Here is a 19101-nt window from a genome sequence, read left to right as displayed (position 1 = left end):
TGGCAGTGCAGACCCGGTACCTCACCCGGGACCCCCTCACTCGAAACCCTGACGCAGGCGGTCCTCGAACAGTGCTCGGACGTCCCGCACGTGCTGGTCCAGGGTCCCGGCGGACCACCCCTCCGTCGACACGGGCTCGAGGACGTCGACGTGCACCGTGCCGGCATGTGCGACAAGGGAATTGCGCCACATCAGCTCGCCGGCGTCGTGGATGACGATCGGGACGATCGGCACCTGCGCCTGCAGGGCCAGATGGAATCCACCTTTCTTGAACCGACCGATCCGCGGGGTGGGGGAGCGGGTGCCCTCCGGGGCGATCGCGATGGAGGTTCCCGACGTCAGCTTCTCGACGGCCGGGGCCAGCGCTGCCTTCGCTTGCGTCGTGTTCGACCGGTCGATGTACGCCACGTCGAGCAGCGCGCCGACCGGGGCGAACCGCGGATCGTGTGCGGCCTCCTGCTTCGCGACGCCGGTCACGTCGCGGCGAATCACGTTGCCCAGCACCAGGACGTCGAGCGAGCTCTGGTGGTTGAACATGAAGACGGCGGGGCGTCGGCTCCACGCGTTCTCGCGACCGCGCACCTCGACGTCGATGCCGCAGATCGTCAGCGCGACGTCGGGGCCGAAGGTGCCGACGACGTTCGCGGCGGTCTGCCGGCTCCGGGTCACGAGTCCGATCCCGACTCCGACCGCGGCCGTCGACATCAGTGCGCCGATCGCGGTCGCGGTACGGACCGTGGACACCGGCGTCGGGCCGCGTCGGGGCCGGCTCAGGCGCACCACCGGCCAGCCGCGCTGCCGGGCTTCGCGGGTCAGCGCGCGGTCCGGGTTCAACGCGACGGGCCGTCCGACCGATTCGAGCATCGGAATGTCCTCGGCACCATTGGAGTACGCGAACGCGTCGGACAGGTCCGAGCCGCGACCGTCGACATACTCGCGCAGTGCCTTCGCCTTCTGTGCGCCCCACAGCGGCGGCGAGGCCAGGGCGCCGGTGAGCATGCCGTCGTGTACTTCGGGTTTGGTGCACAGCACGTCCGCGATGTCGAGGTCGTCGGCCACGTACTGCGCCTGATAGGGCGTCGCGGACGTCGCCATCACCACCGTGTGCCCGGCGCGGCGGTGGGCGGCGAGGATGGTGCGGGCGTCGCGGTAGATCATTCCCGCGATCTCCTGCCGGAACAGCCGCAGCCCCCACTCGGCGAGATCGTCGTCCAGCCGACCGGCCAGTCCGCGCACCGCGACGTCCATCAGCCCGCCCACATCGGCACCGCGGAACCGGGTGTCGAGCACTGCTCCGGTGGTGCGCAGCAACTCGCCGAGTCCGATATCCATGGTGCGCAGCCGGTTCCGGTACACGACCGACGCCGAGTAGCCGGCGATGAGGGTGCCGTCGAGGTCGAACGCGGCGACGGTCCCCGGCCCCGGCGGGGCGTCGGCGATCGTGTCGAGCAGGGTTTCGAGCGAGCTCATCGCGGTGGTCCCTCCGGCTCGACGACTGCAGGCTGGGACAACTGGTCCAGGCGGGTGTGTGCGAGCGCCCGGATCCGCCGCACCCGGTCGACGAGGGTGCGGATCTCGGCGGCGAACCGGGCGCGCCGCTCGACGACGCCGTCCTCCCAGGACGCCGGCGGCGAGGTCGGCGCCGGCTCGACCAGTCCGCGATTGCGGGCCAGCGCCAGCGCGGTGCCGAACAGTTCGGCGGAGATCGACTCGCTGCTCGCGATCTGCTGCCGAAGCCGGCGCTGTCGCGCGATCCCGAGACACTCCGTGACGAACGCCTTCTCGTCGAACGGCTTCGACACCGGCGTCGACGTCAACTGGTCCGCCACCACCTCGTACGCTTCCAGGAACGGTTGCAGCACACGGTGCGCGAGGAACGGCCGGACCGCGTGCAGCATCTTCGCCGCATGGTCCGGGTCGTCGAGGTCGTTCTCCCAACCGGGCCGGATCAACGTCAGCTCGTCGCGCATCTGCTTCTCGAAAGTGACCTTGTCGGGGAAGAAGAACTCGAACTTGAGCACGTCCCGGATGCGTTTCGCGTCCTCCCAACCCGACGTCACCAGGTCGTCCGGCGGGTTGTCGACCGCGCCCTGGATCACCAGTTCGGCGATGGCGCGGGCGACGAGGAAGTGAATGCTGTTGTTGCGGTAGAACGCCGCGACGAGGTGTTGATCGGAGCCGAGGTAGTACACCGGTTCGTCGCCGTCGGCGTATCGGGTCAACGCACCGGAGTCGAGGTGCGTCTGCAGCGCCTTGCGGATCACCTGCGGATTCGTCAGGTCCACATCGCCCGCGGTCGGCAGGTCGCGCGCGAGGATGTACTCGATCAGCGGGGTCATGATCTTCTCGAGCTCGTACACGGTCAGTGCGCGGTCCTCGATGCCGAGGAACGGGAGCAACACCAGCGACGAGGCGGTGATCGGGGTGACCTCGTTGATCCGGTGGCAGACCTCGAACGCCGTCTTCTGGATCGCGCGTCGCTGATCGGACTCCTGCGCTAGTGCCTGTGCCAGCGACAGTGGCCTGCCGATCGTCACGTGCGCGACACCGTTGCGTTCACCCTGCGCCCGGACGTAACCGACCATCCAGCGGAAGCCCTCCTTCTGCTTCACCGCGCCGTGCGCCTCGGCGGCCATCGCCTTGACCTCGTAGAGCTGGTCGTAGATCAGCGACACCGGAACCAGGTACACGTCGGAGGCGCCCGAGGCGTGGAACGCCTGCGCCAGGTAGGTCAGCAACCCGAACCGCGGCGGACGCAGTTTGCCGGTGCGGCTGCGGCCGCCCTCGAGGTACCACTCGAGGTTGAACCGCTTGGTGACCAGGTAGCGCATGTACTCGCGCAGCGTCCACTTGTACACCTCGTCGTCGCCGAACTTGCGACGGATGAACACGGTGCCGCTGCGTTTGCCGATCGGGCCGATGGGCCAGAAGTTGATGTTCAGACCGCCCATGACGTGGTTGAGCGGAAGGTCGTTGGCGAGCAACGCCGGTCGCAGCACCAGCGGGTCGAGGTACGAGCGGTGACCGGGGAGGAAGACCAGTGAGTGCCGCCGGTTCAGCTCGCGCAGTTCGTCGAACCGTGCGGAGTCGACGTCGAGGCGATAGGCGCGGGAGAAGTAGCGGCCCAAGCGGTCCCACAGCGCGATCGCCCGCCGGCTCTGCGTGGCGACCAGCTCGTCGAGTGCCTCCCGGGCACGTTCGTCGACTTCCGAGACACCGAGCGACTGATCGACGGCGAGCTGCCGCACGCCCTCGCGGTAGCGGTGACTGTCGGTGATCTCGTCGACGACGAACCGCGACACCTTGTACTGGTCGCCGAGCAGCGTCCGCTCCGCCCGTTCCAGCGCGAGTGCCGCCTGCCTGCGGATGAAGTCCGGCAGGGACCCACCGCCGGTGTCGGCGAGCCGGCGTTCGAGGTCGCTGAGCGGGGCCGGTTCGCCCTCGATGACGCGGCAGCGCGCCGGATCGTTGCGCAGCATCCGCCGCTGGGCGCTGCGCCCGGGATGCAGCGGATCGCGCGGGGACAGCGCCTCACGCAGTCGCTGCGCGCCCGGCTCGTGGGGGTCCCGCGGCAGCCACACCACCCGCACCGGTGTGAGCAGCGGATCGTCCTCGCGTCTGGTCAGCTCGTCCAGCGCCTGGTCCGTGATCGTCACCGCCGTGGCCGGAACCGACGAGCCGCTCACCTGCAACCCCAACCAGGTGTGCAGCACGCCGGACTCGGTTTCGGTCATCGCCTCCGTCAGGTACACCCGGGGACGCTGGCCGTTTCCCGTCATCGCGAAACCTCCGTCATCGTGGGCTTGCTGTCGCTCCCAAGGCCACGATCTCGTCGAGGCCCTTGCGCAGGCATTCCATGAACAGTGCCGGTTCGGTGACCGCCGCGGTGTCGATGTTGACTCCGATGCAGCAGACACCGACGTGGGAGACCAGCGTCGCCATCACCGCGCAGCCGGGTACCGGGCCGAACGGGAACATGCGCTCGATCCGCGCCCCCGCCAGGTAGACCGGGACGGGGACACCCGCGACGTTGCTGGCCTGCAGGTCGAGCCCCTCGGCCTGGGAGAGGTACCAGTTCGCGAGCAGCCACGTCGGCAACCGCGACAGGACCGGCGCCGCCAGGTCGAGCGCGTCCAGCGCGGGTTCCTCCCGCAATCCCAGGACGATCGCCCGGACCTTCGCGATCCGTTCCACCGGATCGGTCACGGTGGCCGGGCCGACGAACCGCACGGCCGTGAACCGGTTGCCCCCCGACGGGTCCGACGCGGTCCGCATGTTGACCGGCATGCCCATCGGCACGGGGCACGGGTCCTGCCCGAGTGCGCGCTGGTACCGGGCGAAACCTCCGAGCAGGGCGGCGATGTACGCGTCGTTGAGCGAGCCGCCGGCCGCGCGGGCGGCGGTCTTGAGTTCGGTGAGCCCGACCTCGAGGACGCCGAACCACCGCCCCAGGCCGCGGTCGCGCAGCAGCGGCGAACCGCTCGCGGGCGGCGGGGTGACGACCCGGCGCAGCGAGTTCGCGTACCCGAGCACCTCGCCGGCCGCGCCGAGTGGGTCCGCGACCGCCGCGGTGGCCGTGCGCAGGGCGCCGCCGATCAGGTTCCCGACGAGTCCCGGCGCCCGGCGCAGCTGGGTGACGACCTCCTCGCCGAACGCCGTGACGGTGTTCAGGTTCTCGGGGGCCGCGGGTAGGCGATCCGGTTTGTTCGGGGTCGGCTCGCGGCGACGGCTGTGCAGCAGCGTCATCAACCCGATGCCGCCCATGCCGTCGGTCATGCTGTGGTGCGTCTTGACGACGTACACGGCGCGGCCGTCGGCGAGGCCGTCGATCAGCAGTGCGGTCCACGGCGGACGCGCCTTGTCGAACGGTTCGGTCGCGAGGTGGCGACAGATCCGCAGCGCGTGGTCGAACGTGGCCGGATCGGGCAGTCGCACGCGTCGCAGGTGGTAGTCGAGGTCGAACTCCGGATCGACCGACCAGACCGGATTGCCGAGTCCGAAGACGGGTTCGACGGCCCGCATCCGGATGCGGGGAACGATGTGCGAGGCCCACTCGTGCGCGCGGACGAGCCGGTCCCAGTCCGGTGGTTCGTCGAGGACGTCGACGGCGACGATGGGGGAGCGGAGGCGGGGCTGGGCCTCCTCCATCCGCCACATGCCCGCCTCGAGGTCCGACATGGTGCGGTTCCAGCCCTGGGCGACACCGGACAGGTCGACGTCGACCGCGCTCGGTGGGATCAGCGGTTCGCCGTCGCTCATGCCGCACTCCCTCGGTAGTCCATCGGCCCGCGGTATGGCTTCAAGTCTGTACCCGGGACGGTGGGGTTGGGGGTGTTTCGGGCACCGCGCCGTGCTCGTGTCGCGTCGCGAGAAGACGCCGATTTCGGCCGCGTCAATGTGTGATAACACACATATCGGTTCACGCAAAGTTTTTACGCTAGCTATACAAACTTCCCGCTAGAGGGTCTAGATTCGGCCGCATCGCTCGACACCGCCAAAGCGTTACACGTCGAGCGTGGATGTCCTTCGAACGACGGACACCCCCGTAGCTGCCAGGCTGTACGCGTGGCACGGGTGAAGGAGTGACCCATGAGCGGTGTGCCCGCCGGAGTCGACGGTGTGATTCGCGCGATTTTCGCCTACGAGTTCGACGACCTCGCCACCGTCGACGCCACGGCCGTGGACGCGATCCGGTCCGGGGAGTTCGACGACTGGGTGCAGGCCGTCGCCGATTCCGGACTGCTGACCGCATCCGCGGTCCGAGGCCTCGAACTGGCCTGGCGTGCGGACCCCGAACTGCTCGTCGACGCCCTGCTCGACGGTGCCGACGAGGTCACCCGCCGACGGTTCCGGGCTCCTCGCGTGGCGGCGCTGCCCGCGGCGCCGGGTCAGGTGTCGGCGTTCGGCTGACCGCTCGTCGTACCGTTTGTCACACGAGTCCCACTGGCCACTCTGTTACCGAATTGTCGTTGTGCATCCTCGCCACCGCGACGATTCCCCGCTAGGTTTGGCTCCAATCGCTCCAGGGCACCGCAGTGTTACACACGCACACGAACTCGTCTCAGACGAAGGGACCGGCACCATGAACGATCTGGCATCTCCGACAAAAGAGCTGGTCAGCGCGGTGCTGTTCTGTGAATGGGACGGTGGGGAGATCGACGTGCACGCGATCGATCGAGTGCGTGACGGCGAAATGGCCGAGTGGCAGGAAGCACTGTCCGACAGCGGCCTGTTCACCGACGAGGCGCTCGTCGCGATCGTCGCGGCCTGGCGAAGCGATCCGGAACTGCTCGTCGACGCTCTGCTGGCCGGGGCGGACGAGGTGTCGCGGCGCAGGCTCAAGGCGCCCCGCAGGCAGTCGCTGTTGCCGGCGCTGCTGCCGGACCGCATGGCCGTCTTCGGCTGATCACGACGCTCCCGGGCCCTCACCGACCACGATGACATCGTCGTCGGTGAGGGCCCGATGTCGTGTGCCGTCGCGTCGGTAGCGTTCGACGATCCGCTCGATCAACGCGGACTCCGACGGGTCGTACCCGGGAGACCGATAGTGCGGAACGATCGCCTCGTCGATCAGGCCCAGCCCCTCCCAGATGACCGGCACCCCGCACGTGGGTTCCACCTCGGCCGGGTCGTCGACGAGCTCGAGGCCCCGCAGGCTCGGTGCCATCACGCAGGCGCCCGCGCTGTATCCGGCGTAGACGAGGGCGTCCTCCAGCAGCAGGCCGGTCAGCACGACGTCGGCGCCGGACCGTGCGAACTGCGCGCGCAGGACGAAGGTGTTGCCGCCGCGCACCCACACCATGTCGTATCCACGGAGTTCCTCCCGCAGCAACTCCGGCGCGTCGACGAACCTCCTCAGGTCCACCTCGTGCGGATCGAAGCCGAGCCTGCGCAGCGGAACGAGATCGGACACGACGGCCGAGTCCCGGGCGCTGCCGGCGGTGTTGGTGTCCCACGCGTCCGCCGCGTTGGCGATCACCGCGACCCGGCCCGGCCGGCCTACCAGCCGCACCAGCCGGTCGGGGTCCGCGCCGAACCGGTACGAGGCGAGAAACAAGCGCATCAGGGTGCCGTGCCGGCCGAACCGGTGAGGGTTCGCCGCATCAGACGGTCAGTCGCATCAGATGGTGAACCCCAGATTCGTCGCGATCCGGCGGCCGAACTCGACGTCGCCGGTGACGGTGATCTCCGCGAGCCGGTCGGCACCGGCAACCCGTCCTCCGCACAGGCGGGTGAACAGCCGCGAATCGAGCGTGAGAGTCGCCGTCGCCGGTCGGGGCAGTTGCGGGACCACCGCGGCGCGGCCCTCGACCGCGACGTGGATGTCGCGTGCCAGCGGACCCGACAGCGCGAACGTCACCGACGACCCCTGCGGTGCGCCGCCCTTCTTCCCGACCGCGAACCCGAGACCCGGAAGCAGTTCGGCGATCGCGTACTCCCCGCGGACGCCGCCCTCGTCGCCCGGCAACCCGACGGCGTCACGGATGTCGTGCTCGTGGAACCAGCAGTCGAACAGGCGGGTCCGCATGAAGCGGCCGTAGCTGTCCGGCCCCACCGGGGTCATCGCGGGCGCGTCGAAGTCGTCCTGCGTCATCGCGTCGAGTGCGGCGGCGCGTCGCGACGTGATGTCCCGGTACCGCGCGAGCATCTGCTCGGGGGACAGGTCACGCAGTCCGACGATCCACCGTTCGTTGTAGGCGCCGATCGGATTGTGGACGTGCGCGGCGGCGGGCACCGCGTCCGCCGCGACCGGCGGCTCGACACCGGCGAGCATCGACTCGGTCCCGATCAGATGTGCGACGACGTCGTGAACCGACCAGCCGGGCAGGGGGGACGCAGCCGCCCACTGGTCGGGCGTCAACCCGTCCAGGACGGAGTCGATGGTGGCCCACTGCTCGATCAGGGCCGCGGCGAGGGGTCCCTTGTCGAGCAGCGTGGGCGTCCGCGCGTCGCTCATTGGGGACACATTAGGCGCGGTCGCTCCCGGGCGACGCGACCATCGGTGTTTCGGGCGCGTCCGCACAGCGCGGGCACCCGTGGTCGGGGCCGTCGGGCAGGAACGCGCCGCAGTCCGGACACACCCGGTCCAGCCAGCACACGGGGTCGCCACCCAGATCGTCAGCGGAAGCCGGATCGTCAGCGGCGGAGTCGGCGGTCACCGGTCTTCCAGGATGAATTCGGCCAGCACGTCGGCGTGGCTGTGCTCGAGGTCGCGGGTCGCGGTCAGCAACACCAGCGAGTGCCCGTCGGCGAGGTCGGTGACCCGCGCGATCGCCTCACGTCCCTCGTCCGACTCGAGTTCGGCGCGATACCGGGCCCGGAACTCGCGGAAGTGCGCGGTGTCGTGGCTGTACCAGCGCCTCAACTCGGTGGACGGCGCGAGGTCCTTGGCCCAGTCGTCGTAGTGGAAGTCGTCCTTGCGGACGCCTCGCGGCCACATGCGGTCCACGAAAACCCGCACCGCACCCTGCTCGGGTTCCGGGTGGTCGTACACCCGCTCGACCGTGACGCGCGGCGTGGTCCTGCTCGTCGGGGCGGTTCGGCTGGTCGGCGTGATCCTGTTGGTCATGGCACCTCCGAGGAGTTCGCTCACGACCAGTCTAGGTTGGACGGCTTCTCCCCGAACGCGTACGGAGCAGGACGGATGTCCATGAGGGGGTGACGCGCCCGGGTCTCGTGTGACCGCTGTCACAATTGGCTGGTCCGGTGTCCGCGTTGTCCGTGATCGGATTCGATTCAGTGCCCAATTCGTGGGATTCTGCGCACCTCAGGAACCGTAACGATGGCTAACATTGGCTACTTCGTGCCGCCGGACCACTCGTCCGCTCGTCGCACGGGGGGGTCGCCATCCGACTTGATTCTCTCACCATCGAACGCAGGAAGTAATGACAGTGGACACATCGCAGAGCACGCCGCAGGCGCGCCCGACGATCGGTGTCGTTCGGGAGACGAACGACGGCGAACGTCGGGTTGCGCTTGTGCCGAAGGTCGTGACGGCGTTGACCGGGAAGGGTATCGACGTGATCGTCGAGCCCGGTGCCGGTACGGCCGCATTGATCCCCGACGAGTTGTACAAGGAGGCGGGCGCGACGATCGGTGATCCGTGGCCGGCCGACGTGGTGGTCAAGGTCGCACCGCCCACCGATGCCGAGACGGCGAAGTTGAGGGCCGGTCAGGTGCTGATCGGGTTCCTGGCTCCGCGGACCAACCCGGACGGGATCGCGGCGCTGAAGGCAGCGGGCGTACAGGCGTTCGCCGTCGAGGCGATTCCGCGGATCTCGCGGGCGCAGGTGATGGACGCGTTGTCGTCGCAGGCGAACGTGTCGGGGTACAAGTCGGTGGTGGTGGCGGCGTCGGAGTCGACGCGGTTCTTCCCGATGCTGACCACCGCGGCCGGCACGGTCAAGCCCGCGACGGTGCTGGTGCTCGGCGTGGGTGTCGCCGGTCTGCAGGCGCTCGCCACGGCGAAGCGTCTCGGTGGCCGCACCACCGGCTACGACGTGCGTCCGGAGGTCGCCGACCAGGTGCGCTCGGTCGGCGCGCAGTGGCTCGACCTGGGCATCGACGCGGCCGGTGAGGGCGGGTACGCCCGCGAGCTGACCGAGGCCGAACGCGCGCAGCAGCAGCAGGCGCTCGAGAACGCGATCAAGGGCTTCGACGTGGTGATCACCACCGCGCTGGTCCCGGGACGTCCGGCGCCGCGTCTGGTGACCGCCGCCGCGGTGCAGGGCATGCGGCCCGGCAGCGTCGTCGTCGACCTGGCCGGGGAGACCGGCGGCAACTGCGAGCTCACCGAGCCCGGACAGACGGTCGTCAAGCACGGCGTCACCATCTGCTCGCCGCTGAACCTGCCCGCGACGATGCCCGAGCACTCGTCGGAGCTGTATTCGAAGAACCTGCAGGCGGTGATCGAGTTGATGCTCGACGACAACGGGGCCCTCGCCCCCGACTTCTCGGACGAGATCCTCGCCGCCGCGTGCGTCACCCGTGCGGAGGCGAAGCCCTGATGTACACCGAACTGCTTGCGAACATCGCGATCCTGGTCCTGGCCGGGTTCGTGGGTTTCGCCGTGATCTCGAAGGTCCCGAACACCCTGCACACCCCGCTGATGTCGGGCACGAACGCCATTCACGGCATCGTGGTGCTCGGCGCGCTGGTGGTGCTCGGTCACCTGCCCGGTGACGCGCCGTGGTCGATCAAGGTGATCCTGTTCGTCGCCCTGGTGTTCGGCACGCTGAACGTGGTCGGCGGGTTCGTGGTGACGGACCGGATGCTGTCGATGTTCAAGCCCAAGAAGGATGCTCCTGCCGTGAAGAAGGGGGCTGACGCCTGATGGGCTACCTCGTTTCGATCCTGTACATCGTCGCGTTCTCGATGTTCATCTACGGTCTGATGGGCCTGACCGGCCCGAAGACCGCGGTGCGCGGCAACTACATCGCCGCGGTCGGCATGCTCGTCGCCGTCGTCGCGGTGCTGATCGACATCCGCGAGACGGACAACTGGATCCTCATCGCCGCCGGCCTGATCGTCGGTGTGGTGCTCGGTGTGCCGCCGGCGCTCAAGACGAAGATGACCGCGATGCCGCAGCTGGTGGCGCTGTTCAACGGTGTCGGTGGCGGCACCGTCGCGTTGATCGCGTGGGCGGAGTTCCTCGACTCGGACGGGTTCACCACCCTGTCGGACACCCCGACGGTGCCCGTGGTCGTGGGGTCGCTGTTCGCGGCAATCATCGGATCGGTGTCGTTCTGGGGTTCGCTGGTCGCGTTCTCCAAGCTGCAGGAACTGCTGAACAAGAACGTCGAGAAGAAGGTCGTCGCGTCGGCGAAGCTGTTCCAGCTGGCGAACATCGTCCTGGCGATCGCGGCGATCGCGATCGCGGTCTACATCGGCGTCCAGGCCGACCCGAGCAACGAGCCGACGTCGGCGATCTGGATCGTGGGTCTGCTGATCGTCGCCGGACTGATGGGCCTGTTCGTGGTCCTGCCGATCGGCGGCGCGGACATGCCCGTCGTGATCTCGCTGCTCAACGCGCTGACCGGTCTGTCCGCGGCGGCGGCGGGTCTGGCGCTGAACAACCAGGCGATGATCGTCGCCGGCATGATCGTCGGTGCGTCGGGTTCGATCCTGACGAACCTGATGGCCAAGGCGATGAACCGGTCCATTCCGGCGATCGTGTTCGGCTCGTTCGGCGGCGGTGACGCCGGCGGCGCGGTCGTGGGCGGTGCCGGTGGCACCGTGAAGGCGACGTCCGCCTCGGACGCGGCGATCCAGATGGCGTACGCGAACCAGGTCATCGTCGTCCCCGGTTACGGCCTGGCGGTGGCGCAGGCGCAGCACGCGGTCAAGGAGATGGCCAGCATGCTCGAGGAGCGCGGCGTCGAGGTCAAGTACGCGATCCACCCGGTCGCCGGCCGCATGCCCGGGCACATGAACGTGCTGCTCGCCGAGGCCGACGTCGAGTACGACGCGATGAAGGAGATGGACGACATCAACGGCGAGTTCGCTCGCACCGATGTCACCATCGTCATCGGTGCCAACGACGTCACCAACCCCGCGGCGCGGCAGGACTCGTCGTCGCCGATCTACGGGATGCCGATCCTCAACGTCGACCAGTCCAGGTCGGTGATCGTGCTCAAGCGGTCCATGTCCTCCGGCTACGCCGGTATCGACAACCCGCTGTTCACCGCGGACCAGACGTCGATGCTGTTCGGTGACGCGAAGAAGATGGTCGGCGAGGTCACCGAGGAACTCAAGGCGCTGTAGAGCGTCAGACCTCGGGGTCGTCCAGATCGTCCCCCCGGCTCGGGCTGAAGGTGCCCTTCGTGCGGTCAGGCCGCACGAAGGGCACCTTCAGCCTTGTGGGGCGCCGGACGTACCTGGCCGGCGAATCGCGCCGCGAGCAGCACGAACACCAGCGGGACGATCAGCGTCGCCGTCAGCGGCATCAGACCGGTCAGCCAGCCGAGCAACGCGGGCCCGGCCAGCAGTCCCAGATACCCCATACCCACCACCCGCGACATGGTCACACCCGGTGAGCCGCCGCTGAGGTTGCCCGCCGCGGTGAAGATCTGCGGGATGCAGCCGGACAGGCCGAGTCCGAACAGCGCCCAGCCGGTGAGGGTGAGCCACACCCAGCCCGACGCCATCACCGTCGCCAACCCGGCCGCCGCGAGCAGCGTGCCGCAGCGGACCACGGCGACCGGACCGAACGCGGCGGCGACCCGGTCCGCGGTGAAACGGCCCACCGTCATCATCACCGCGAACGAGCCGAAGGCCAGCGCCGCCGTCGACTCCGAGGTGCCCAGGTGCTCCTCGACCTGCAGGGTGCTCCAGTCGTTGGCGGCGCCCTCGGCGAGGAACAGCGCGAACGCGATCGCGCCGAGCGCGAGGACCTTGCCGGTGGCGGCACGGCGGCGGGGCGGTGGTGCGGGCGCGGCGGTGGCGGTCGCCTCTCGGGTCGGCGGTTGGGGCGGTCGCCCGAGCAGCATCGGCAGGCACAGCAGGACCACCACCAGCGCGACGGCCGCCGCCCCGGACAGCGCGGTCAGCGGGCTCCATCCGGCCGCGAGCGTCGCCGCCCCGAGCAGCGACCCGGCCACGCCGCCGAGCGAGAACAGGGCGTGGAACGCGGACATGATCGGCCGTCGATAGGCCCGTTCGACGTGGACAGCCTGCGAGTTCATCGACACGTCCAGCGCGCCGTTGCCGAGGCCGAACACCGCCAGTGCCGCCGCCAGCGTTGGGGCGTCGGTGGCGAGACCGGGCCCGATCACGCCCGCGGACAGCAGCAGACCCGCCGCGCCGACCATGCGTCGGCTGCCCCACCGATCGGCGAGCGGTCCGGCCATCTGCATGCCGAGCAGCGCGGCGCCGGCGAGGACCAACAGCAGCCACCCGAGGGTCGCATGGCTGATCCCGGTGCGCTCGGAGATCGGCGGGATGTGCACGACCCAGGCCGCGAGCAGAAACCCGTTGACAGCGAAGATGCCGAACACCGCGGCGCGGGCGCGACGCAGACGGCTGGGATCGAGCGTCGAATACGGCACTGGCCCCATTATGGCGACTCCGCCGCCTGTGCGCGCCCCCGGTAGCCCCGGCCACCGACGTCACGCACAGGTGGCGAAGCCGGCGGCGACCGAGGTGAGGAAGCGCGACGCCTGTTCGCCGTCGACCACGCGATGGTCGAACGAGAGCCCCAGCGTCGTCACCCAGCGAGGGACCACCGTGTCGTCGACCACCCACGGGCGCCGCTCGATCGCGCCGAGACACAGGATCGCCGCCTCGCCCGGCGTCACGATCGGGGTCCCCGTGTCCACCCCGAACACCCCGACGTTGGTGATCGTGATCGTCCCACCCGTCAGGTCGGCCGGAGTCGCGGTGCCCGCACGGGCGGCGCCGACCGCGGCGTCGATCGCGCCGGCGAGATCCGGCAGGGACAGTGCCTGCGCGCCGCGGATCGCCGGCACCAACAGCCCGCGGTCGGTGGCGACCGCTATCCCGAGATTCACGTAGTGCTTGACGACGATCTCCTGCCGCGCCTCGTCCCAACTCGCGTTCAGATCGGGGTGGGACCGCAGCGCCACGAGCAACGCCCGCGCGATCAGGTGCAGTGGCGTCAGTGGGGGGTCGAAGAGCGTTGTCGCGCGCAGCCGGTCGAGCAACTCCACCGACGCGGTGACGTCGACGGTCGTCAGCACCGTGGCCTGGGGAGCGGTGAACGCGCTGCGGACCATCGCCGCCGCGGTCCGCTTGCGTACCCCGCGGATCGGGATGCGAGTCTCACGGCCGGACGCGCCCGGTGCCCCCGAGGGCGCCGATGCGGCCGACTCGACATCGGTCACCGTGATCGTGCCGCGAGAACCGCTGCCCACCACGGAGTCCAGGTCGACATCGAGCTCCCGGGCCAGCCGGCGTGCGGCGGGCTTCGCGTCGGGCCGCGCTCCCGCGCGGGGCTGCGGGTCGGTGGTCGACCGATCCGCGGCACCCACCCGCCTGCTCGCGGTCGGCGCGGAGGGTCCGTAGCCGACGAGCACCGAAGCCTGGTGCGGGGCAGCGGTATCGATCTCCGCCTCGACGAAGGTGTCCGTCTTGGTGTCGGTGTCCGTCTTGGTGTCGGTGGTCACCGGGGTGTCGGTGGTCACGGTGGTGTCCGGCTGGGCGTCCGGATCGCCGATGCGGATCAGGGGCGCCCCGACCGGGACGGTGTCGCCGGGTTCGGCGAGCAGGGCCAGTACCGTCCCCGCGAACGGGGACGGCAGTTGCACCGCGGCCTTCGCGGTCTCGACCTCCGCGATCACCTGGTTGAGCGCGACGACGTCGCCGACGGCGACCGTCCAGGACACCAGTTCGGCGTCGGTCAGGCCCTCACCCAGGTCGGGCAGCAGGAACTCGTGGGTCCCCGAACCCTGTGTCCCCGAACCCTGTGTCCCCGTCACCGCGCGCTCCCGTTCAGGCGGCGAGCGCGCGGTCGACGGCGTCGAGGATCCGATCCGGGTCGGGGAGGTAGTGCTTCTCGAGCTTCGCAGGGGGATACGGGGTCGCGAACCCGCCGACGCGCAGGACCGGCGACTCCAGTTGGTAGAAGCAGCGTTCGGTGATGCGCGCCGCGATCTCCGCGCCGAGCCCGGCGAACACCGGGGCCTCGTGCACGACGACGAGCCGCCCGGTGCGCCGGACCGACTCCTCGACCGCGTCGAAGTCGACGGGCGACAGCGACCGCAGGTCGACCACCTCGAGTGAGTGCCCCTCGGTCTCCGCCTGGGCCGCGGCCGCGAGTGCGGTGGCGACCATCGGCCCGTAGGCGACGACGGTGGCGTCCGAGCCGGACCGCACGATTCGGGCGCGGTACAGGTCGAGGTCGGGCGGCGCGTCGGGTTGCACGTCTGCGCGATCCCAGTAGCGCCGTTTCGGTTCGAAGAACACCACCGGGTCGTCGTCGGCTATCGCCTGCTGGATCATCGTGTACGCCTCGGCGGGGCTCGACGGTGTGACCACCCGCAGTCCGGGGGTGTGCGCGAAGTAGGCCTCGGGGGATTCCGAATGGTGTTCCACCGCACCGATTCCGCCGCCGAACGGGACCCGGATGGTCATCGGCGCCCGGACCTTGCCCTCGGTGCGGTAGTGGATCTTCGCGACCTGCGAGACGATCTGGTCGAAGGCGGGGTACACGAAACCGTCGAACTGGATCTCGCAGACCGGGCGGTAGCCGCGCAGTGCGAGGCCGAAAGCCGTTCCGATGATGCCGGATTCGGCGAGCGGCGTGTCGATGACGCGGGCGCCGCCGAAGTCCTTCTGCAGGGTGTCGGTGACGCGGAAGACGCCGCCGAGGGCGCCGATGTCCTCGCCCATCAGCACCACCTTGGGATCGCGTTCGAGGGCGCGGCGCAGGCCGGCGTTGATCGCGCCGGCGAGGGTCATGACGGTCATGACCGCGCCTCCTCGAACGAGCGCAGGTAGTCGGCGTAGCGCTGACGCTCCTCGTCGATGAGGGGGTGGGAGCCGCTGTACACGTGTTCGAAGACGGTCAGCGGCGGCGGATCCGGCAGGGCGAGGGTGCCCGCCCGGAACGCGGCGGCGGCGTCCTCCGCCTTCTCCTGCACCGCGGCCGGGAACCGGTCGTCCCACGCGTCCTCGCGTTCGAGCAGGCGCCGGAGCCGGTCGATCGGGTCCCGGGCCTGCCAGGGCTGCAGGTCGGCGCCGGTGCGGTAGCGGGTCGGGTCGTCCGATGTGGTGTGCGGACCCATCCGGTACGTCAGCGCCTCGACGAAACTGGGGCCGCCGCCCTCGCGCGCCCGCCGGGCCGCGATCCGGGTGACGGCGAGGACCGCGAGCACGTCGTTCCCGTCGACCTGGAGCGATGCTATTCCGTACCCGGATGCCTTCCGCGCCAGCGGTGTCGGGCTCTGCAGCTGGACCGGCTCGCTGATCGCCCAGTGGTTGTTCTGGCAGAAGAACACCACCCCGGCACCCCAGCTGGACGCGAAGCCCAGTGCCTCCGCGAGATCGCCCTGACTGGTCGCGCCGTCCCCGAAGTACGCGACGGTGGCGATCTCCGCGCCGTCGAGATGCGCGCCGAGCGCGTAGCCGGTGGCGTGCAGTCCCTGTGCACCGACGACGATCGCGGGGTTGGTCAGCGCCAGTTCGTCCGGATCCCAGCACGACAGCGCGACCCCGCGCCACAGCCGGGGCCACTGCGCGGGGTCGACGCCGCGGCAGTACGCGACTCCGTGCTCGCGGTAGCTGGTGAAGACGAAGTCGTCGGCGTGCAGTGCCCGCGCCGAGCCGACCTGCGCCGCCTCCTGGCCGACGCACGGAGCCCAGATCCCGAGCTGTCCCTGCCGCTGCAGTGCCGTGGCCTCGGCGTCGATCCGCCGGACCACGACCATGTCCTCGTACAGTCCTCGGAGCGTGTGCGGATCGACGTCCGCAACGACATCCGCATATCGTGCGCCGTGCACCCGCCTGCCGTCCGGTTGGACGAGCTGGACCGGGTAGACCTGTGTGTCGGTCACCGGGACCTCCTCGTGCGAGCGCCGGGGGATCCTTGTGGGACCGGGCCGGCGCACTGTGCCCTCTTCCACAAGGATCCCCCTTTACGGCGGGGACGCAAGAGGCACCCGGGTGTCAGCGGCGGTGCAGTCGCAGGCGGAGGTTCACCGGTTTGAGGGTGAACTCCTCGGCGACCTCGAGCCGGTCGCCGGACACGGGTTCGAGGTCGAACCGGTGCAGGATCAGGGCGAGGGCGAGCACCGATTCGTGCAGGGCCAGTTGCCGTCCGATGCACTGCCGCAGACCGGTGCCGAACGGCTTGTACACCCCGGGCGGGCGGGTGCGGGAGTTCTCCGGAAGGAACCGGTCCGGGTCGAAGGCCGTCGGGTCGGGCCCCCACACCGGGTCGCGGTGAACGGCCATCGTCAACGCCAGCACCGGTTGTCCCGCGGGCAGGTGGTAACGCCCGCCGAGCAGGGTGTCGCGCAGGGGTTCCCGGAAGAAGGCGGGCGCGATCGGCCACAGGCGCAGCGACTCGTCCAGCGCGCGCCGCAGGTACCGCAGCCGGTGGACGTCGGAGAACGCCGGGTCGGGATCGGTTCCGGCGGGCCAGAGGGCCTGGATCTCGGTGCGGGCGCGGTCCGCGACGGTGGGATGGGTGGCCAGCTGGTACAGAGCGAAGGACAGGGCGCCCGCGGTGGTCTCGTGTCCGGCGTTGAGGAACGTGAGCACCTGGTTTCGGACGTTCGCGTCGCCGAGCAGGCGGCCGGACTCGGGGTCGGGGTTGGTCAGCATCAACGCGAGCAGGTCGTCGTCGGGGGCGTTCTCGGGATCCTGCTTGCGAGCGCGGATGACGTCGTCGACGACCCGTCGCGTGTACGCGATGTCGTCCTCGACCCGGGTGATCGTGCGGTGGTGGACGACGCGGTCGAGCCAGCGTATGGGCAGGCGGTACGCGCTGCGCCCCATGTAGGCGAAGCCGCGCATGACGGCGGCCGCGTACGGGTCCGGATCCGCTCGATCGAACGAGTGGAAGTCGTGGCCGAAGCCGATCAGTCCGATGGTCTGCAGCGTCATCTTGCTGGTGCCGGTGTGCACGTCCACCGGTCCGGTCCGGGACTCGGAATCCCAGTAGGCGATCAGCTGCCGGGCCGTCCGCAGCATCGTGTCGTGATAGTTCTTCATCGCCGACAGCGAGAACGCCGGTTGCAGAATGTTGTGCGCGCGAACCCAGTTCGGTTCGGTGGTGTACGCGGAGAACAGCGCGTCACCCACCACCTCCCGCGCGAACGCGATGCTGAATCCGATGTGTTTGCCGAAGCGCCTGTCGTCGCACAGGTCCGCATACAGGTCGGTGCCGGACACCACGGTCAGGTGTCTGCGGAAGATCCGGGTGTCGAATATCGGACCGAGCGTTGCCGCGAGTTCGGTGAGGTGCTGCGCCGGGCGGCTCGGGTCGGCGGTGAGCACGTCACCGAGGACAGGCAGACGGTGCGGCGGGTGCGGGAGGCTCGAACGCGGGAGCGTGGTGGTCATCGGATTCACTTCGATTCCCTGATACACGGCGGTTCTGGCTGCACTGCGGTTCTGGGTCGCACGTCGATTCTCCCGCACCGTCCGCGGAATGTCTGTGCCCGATCTGTGATGCATCGGTTTCGTTTCGGCGCCGCCCGGTCGGGGTGCGCCGCCCTACCCTGACCTCACCCGACAGAAGAGCAGGAGGACTGCCCATGAGGTTCGTTCGAGGATGTTCGGCAGCGGGAGCCCTGGTGGGGGCCGTGGCACTCGTGGCGGCGCCACCCGCCGTCGCGGCAACGGCGTACCAGATCACCGTCGTTCCCCCGATCGGGACGGTGTACGCGAACAACCTGGTCACGCTGGGGGTCTCGGTCGGTCCGGTACCCGTCGGCGCGGACGCGACGACGCCCGTCGAAGCGACCGTCACCGAACCGGACGGTGACAGTCGTGTCGTGACGATGCCGCTCACCCTCGGCGTCGCCACGGTGGTCACGCCGATCGACGAACCCGGGCACTATTCCGTGGCGTTCACCTACGACCCGCCCGGTGGCGATCCGGCGGAGGCGAGCCTCGAGTTCGACGCCGTCGCGTCGCCGATCACGGGCGGCAGCGCGTCCTGACATCCGGGCATCGGCGACGGGATTGCCGTCGGTGTCGGTGACGGTGCCCTCCACCCAGCACGGCTGGCCGGTGGCACCGCCCGCGATGTCGCCGCCGAGCTCGATCCGTGGGGCGTCCTCGACGAAGAACGGGCCGAACACCGTCGCGTCGGTCGCCCCCTGATACGCCTGGTTGTCGACCGCGATGGTCTGCATCGACGCACCGAGAACGTCGGAGAGCAGCACGAATTCCTGCCGCTTGTCGTCGGTGACGTGGCCGACGGCGGTGAGGAATTCGATGGCGGTGTTCCACTCGGCCTCCGTCAGCCGCACGTCCCGGATGAACGCGTGCCGGTGCCGCGTCAGCGACTGCACGACCTGCCGCAGTCGGGGATCGGGCGTGTTCTCGAACGAGGCGACGACCCTGGCGACCAGGTCGTCCTCGAGTGCCCGTTGTTCGGGGGAGACCTCGGTGGTGGCGGGGGTGGTGGTCATG

The 19101-nt window shown here is 69.7% G+C and carries 17 protein-coding genes; 5 read left to right on the top strand and 12 right to left on the bottom strand.

Annotation, left to right across the window (positions count from 1 at the left end; all coding sequences use genetic code 11):
• Positions 1 to 36: 36 nt before the first annotated feature.
• The 3 genes from ACFYVR_RS20650 to ACFYVR_RS20640 are packed head-to-tail and all read right to left on the bottom strand — an operon-like array spanning position 37 to position 5259.
• Positions 37 to 1470, bottom strand: coding sequence for an HAD-IB family hydrolase (locus ACFYVR_RS20650; protein ID WP_387476603.1), 1434 nt, complete (start codon positions 1468 to 1470; stop codon positions 37 to 39).
• Positions 1467 to 3779 carry a glycerol-3-phosphate 1-O-acyltransferase gene (locus ACFYVR_RS20645; RefSeq protein ID WP_387476601.1) on the bottom strand — a complete coding sequence of 771 codons (2313 nt, stop codon included), beginning with the start codon at positions 3777 to 3779 and terminating at the stop codon, positions 1467 to 1469. Before ACFYVR_RS20645 ends, ACFYVR_RS20650 begins: the two co-directional genes overlap by 4 nt.
• Positions 3780 to 3792: 13 nt before the next feature.
• Positions 3793 to 5259 carry a wax ester/triacylglycerol synthase domain-containing protein gene (locus ACFYVR_RS20640; RefSeq protein WP_387476599.1) on the bottom strand — a complete coding sequence of 489 codons (1467 nt, stop codon included), beginning with the start codon at positions 5257 to 5259 and terminating at the stop codon, positions 3793 to 3795.
• A 330-nt stretch (positions 5260 to 5589) separates the two neighbouring features.
• Here ACFYVR_RS20640 and ACFYVR_RS20635 point away from each other — a divergent pair, with 330 nt between their 5' ends.
• Together ACFYVR_RS20635 and ACFYVR_RS20630 are read left to right on the top strand one after the other, a co-directional pair.
• Entirely contained in the window at positions 5590 to 5910 is a 321-nt protein-coding gene (locus tag ACFYVR_RS20635) for a hypothetical protein (protein WP_387476597.1), read from the top strand.
• 172 nt (positions 5911 to 6082) lie between these two features.
• Entirely contained in the window at positions 6083 to 6406 is a 324-nt protein-coding gene (locus ACFYVR_RS20630) for a hypothetical protein (protein ID WP_387476595.1), read from the top strand.
• Here ACFYVR_RS20630 and ACFYVR_RS20625 read toward each other — a convergent pair whose 3' ends face one another.
• The 3 genes from ACFYVR_RS20625 to ACFYVR_RS20615 all read right to left on the bottom strand — a co-directional run bounded on the left by ACFYVR_RS20625 (position 6407) and on the right by ACFYVR_RS20615 (position 8569).
• The gene (locus ACFYVR_RS20625; RefSeq protein ID WP_387476593.1) at positions 6407 to 7063 is read right to left on the bottom strand and encodes a Type 1 glutamine amidotransferase-like domain-containing protein; all 657 of its coding nucleotides are present in this window, start codon (positions 7061 to 7063) and stop codon (positions 6407 to 6409) included.
• Between the two features lie 57 nt (positions 7064 to 7120).
• Positions 7121 to 7957, bottom strand: a complete 837-nt coding sequence (locus ACFYVR_RS20620; protein WP_387476591.1) for a maleylpyruvate isomerase family mycothiol-dependent enzyme — start codon at positions 7955 to 7957, stop codon at positions 7121 to 7123.
• A gap of 198 nt (positions 7958 to 8155) precedes the next feature.
• Entirely contained in the window at positions 8156 to 8569 is a 414-nt protein-coding gene (locus ACFYVR_RS20615; RefSeq protein WP_387476589.1) for a DUF488 domain-containing protein, read from the bottom strand.
• Positions 8570 to 8891: 322 nt separating this feature from the next.
• On the opposite strand from ACFYVR_RS20615, the gene ACFYVR_RS20610 reads away from it, so the two are divergent.
• Genes ACFYVR_RS20610 through ACFYVR_RS20600 form a run of 3 tightly spaced genes read left to right on the top strand, consistent with a single transcriptional unit; the run spans position 8892 to position 11763 of the window.
• The gene (locus ACFYVR_RS20610) at positions 8892 to 10007 is read left to right on the top strand and encodes a Re/Si-specific NAD(P)(+) transhydrogenase subunit alpha (protein WP_387476682.1); all 1116 of its coding nucleotides are present in this window, start codon (positions 8892 to 8894) and stop codon (positions 10005 to 10007) included.
• On the top strand, positions 10007 to 10333 hold the full coding sequence (locus tag ACFYVR_RS20605) for an NAD(P) transhydrogenase subunit alpha (RefSeq protein WP_387476587.1): 327 nt from the start codon (positions 10007 to 10009) through the stop codon (positions 10331 to 10333). Before ACFYVR_RS20610 ends, ACFYVR_RS20605 begins: the two co-directional genes overlap by 1 nt.
• Complete coding sequence (locus tag ACFYVR_RS20600; protein WP_387476585.1) at positions 10333 to 11763, top strand: NAD(P)(+) transhydrogenase (Re/Si-specific) subunit beta; 1431 nt, start codon at positions 10333 to 10335, stop codon at positions 11761 to 11763. Before ACFYVR_RS20605 ends, ACFYVR_RS20600 begins: the two co-directional genes overlap by 1 nt.
• A gap of 65 nt (positions 11764 to 11828) precedes the next feature.
• Here the strand turns inward: ACFYVR_RS20600 and ACFYVR_RS20595 are convergent, their stop codons facing one another.
• The 6 genes from ACFYVR_RS20595 to ACFYVR_RS20570 form a co-directional block, all read right to left on the bottom strand.
• On the bottom strand, positions 11829 to 13055 hold the full coding sequence (locus ACFYVR_RS20595; RefSeq protein WP_387476583.1) for an MFS transporter: 1227 nt from the start codon (positions 13053 to 13055) through the stop codon (positions 11829 to 11831).
• A gap of 51 nt (positions 13056 to 13106) precedes the next feature.
• The gene (locus ACFYVR_RS20590) at positions 13107 to 14435 is read right to left on the bottom strand and encodes a dihydrolipoamide acetyltransferase family protein (protein ID WP_387476581.1); all 1329 of its coding nucleotides are present in this window, start codon (positions 14433 to 14435) and stop codon (positions 13107 to 13109) included.
• Between the two features lie 13 nt (positions 14436 to 14448).
• Complete coding sequence (locus ACFYVR_RS20585; protein WP_387476579.1) at positions 14449 to 15426, bottom strand: alpha-ketoacid dehydrogenase subunit beta; 978 nt, start codon at positions 15424 to 15426, stop codon at positions 14449 to 14451.
• The gene (gene pdhA, locus ACFYVR_RS20580; RefSeq protein WP_387476577.1) at positions 15423 to 16511 is read right to left on the bottom strand and encodes a pyruvate dehydrogenase (acetyl-transferring) E1 component subunit alpha; all 1089 of its coding nucleotides are present in this window, start codon (positions 16509 to 16511) and stop codon (positions 15423 to 15425) included. The genes ACFYVR_RS20585 and pdhA overlap by 4 nt, the downstream gene beginning before the upstream one ends.
• Before the next feature lie 112 nt (positions 16512 to 16623).
• On the bottom strand, positions 16624 to 18024 hold the full coding sequence (locus ACFYVR_RS20575) for a cytochrome P450 (RefSeq protein ID WP_387476575.1): 1401 nt from the start codon (positions 18022 to 18024) through the stop codon (positions 16624 to 16626).
• A gap of 164 nt (positions 18025 to 18188) precedes the next feature.
• Positions 18189 to 19100 carry a dioxygenase gene (locus ACFYVR_RS20570; RefSeq protein ID WP_387476573.1) on the bottom strand — a complete coding sequence of 304 codons (912 nt, stop codon included), beginning with the start codon at positions 19098 to 19100 and terminating at the stop codon, positions 18189 to 18191.
• Position 19101 lies beyond the last annotated feature (1 nt).

This window comes from Rhodococcus sp. NPDC003318, assembly GCF_042879035.1.
In the GTDB taxonomy this organism is placed as follows: domain Bacteria; phylum Actinomycetota; class Actinomycetes; order Mycobacteriales; family Mycobacteriaceae; genus Rhodococcus_G.
The sequence above is the reverse complement of the archived record's forward strand: the minus strand, read 5'-3'. Positions and strand labels throughout refer to the sequence as shown.